At 61.9% G+C, this 1,766-nt stretch carries 2 protein-coding genes; both read left to right on the plus strand.

Features of this window, described 5'->3' with window-relative positions; genetic code table 11:
• Window positions 1-290 (plus strand): FCD domain-containing protein (locus ENZ75_RS30785; RefSeq protein WP_164888138.1); only part of this gene is annotated, 290 nt, incomplete at its 5' end.
• Window positions 291-301: 11 nt separating this feature from the next.
• Window positions 302-1,766, plus strand: a 1,465-nt coding sequence (locus tag ENZ75_RS30790; protein ID WP_164888139.1) for a sugar ABC transporter ATP-binding protein, incomplete at its 3' end; no start/stop codon positions are given.

Here is a 1,766-nt window from a genome sequence, read left to right on the forward strand (position 1 = left end):
GCAAGGATGATCGCGTGCGCTATTCGAATTTCGCCAGACAGGATGCGATCTTCCACGACAAGATCATGGAGTTTTCTCAAAACGAACTCATCCGTGAGACGTTGAGCCACCAGCACACGCACTTCCACATCTTCCGCCTGATGTTCCATGCACGCGTGACCGAGGAGGCGCTTGACGAACACGAGGCGATCCTTGCCGCGTTCGGCTCGGCCGATCCCGATGCCGCCGAAAAGGCGATGCGCATCCATATCGAGCACTCGCGCGATCGCCTGCTCCCGGCATTCGATTGAGGTCGGAACGGATGTCCATTGCCGCGAATATCGCCGGGGAGGGCGGGAGCACGTTGTCCAGCGAAGCGCCTGGTTCGCTTGAACCGGTGCTGCGCGCCCAGGAATTGTCCAAGCAATACGGCCCAGTGACGGTGCTGTCGGACGTCACCCTGGACGTCCTGCCGGGAGAGATCCATGCCATCATTGGCGAGAACGGTGCCGGCAAGTCGACGTTGATGCGGCTGCTGTCCGGCTATGTCGAGCCAAGCCACGGCACGTTGTCGATGAACGGACACGCGGTGAAATTTGCCAAGCCTGCCCAAGCACAGGATGCCGGTATCGCTTTGGTTCATCAGGAGATCCTGCTCGCCGAGGGGCTCACGGTCACCGACAATCTGTTTCTTGGGCGAGAGCTTTCGCGTGGCCATGTCGTGGATGACCGCACCATGCGCCGGCTGGCAACCGAGAAACTGGCGCAGATCGGCTGCGCGGTCTCGCCAAGGGCACTGGTGCGCGACGTTTCGCTGGCAGACCGGCAGATGGTGCAGATCGCTCGCGCCCTGCTTGACGACCACAAGGTGGTTATCTTCGACGAGCCGACCGCCGTTCTGACCGGTGGCGAGGTCGAGCGCCTGCTGGAGATCGTCCTGCAACTCAAGGCTCACGGCACCGCCGTGCTCTATATCAGCCACCGGTTGGATGAGGTGCAGCGGGTCGCAGACAAAGTGACCGTTCTGCGCGACGGCAAGATGGTCGGCACCTATCCCGGCAAGACGCTGAGCCAGATGGACATGGCGCGGCTGATGGTCGGGCGCGAACTGGCAGCGCTCTATCCTGAGAGAACCGCAGCGCCTTCGGATGTACCGATGCTGAGCGTGAGGAACGCCTCCGTTCCCGGCTATGTGGAGGACGTGTCGTTCACGGTCCACAAGGGCGAGATCCTGGGGTTCGCCGGTATGGTCGGCGCAGGCCGAACCGAACTCTTCGAGGGCATTATCGGCTTGCGCCCGGCAGTTGCCAAGATCGAACTTGAGGGCAAGTCGGTCCATTTCCAATCGCCGCGCGCGGCGATCGACGCCGGCGTCGGTTACCTGACCGAGGATCGCAAGGGCAAGGGACTGCTGCTGCAAGAGCACTTGGCGCCTAACCTGACGCTGTCGGCGCTCGATGTGTTCCATCCCGGCCTCTCGATGGGTCGGCGCCGCGAAGCGCAAGCCCTGGAACAGGCCGTGGAGACATATGACATCAGGCTGAAGAGCCTCGGCGCCAAAGCGGCCCAGCTTTCCGGGGGCAATCAGCAGAAGCTGCTGCTGGCGAAGGTGCTGCTGACCGATCCTTCGGTGGTCATTATCGACGAGCCCACGCGTGGCATCGACATCGCCAACAAGGCGCAGATCTATGCCTTCATCCAGGAGCTTGTGGCCAAGGGCAAGGCCTGCATCGTCATCTCTTCGGAGATGCAGGAATTGATCGGCATCTGCGACCGCATCCTGGTGA

Origin of the sequence: Mesorhizobium sp. M7A.F.Ca.CA.002.04.1.1 (assembly GCF_004022805.1) — a bacterium.
GTDB classification, from domain to species: domain Bacteria; phylum Pseudomonadota; class Alphaproteobacteria; order Rhizobiales; family Rhizobiaceae; genus Mesorhizobium; species Mesorhizobium ciceri.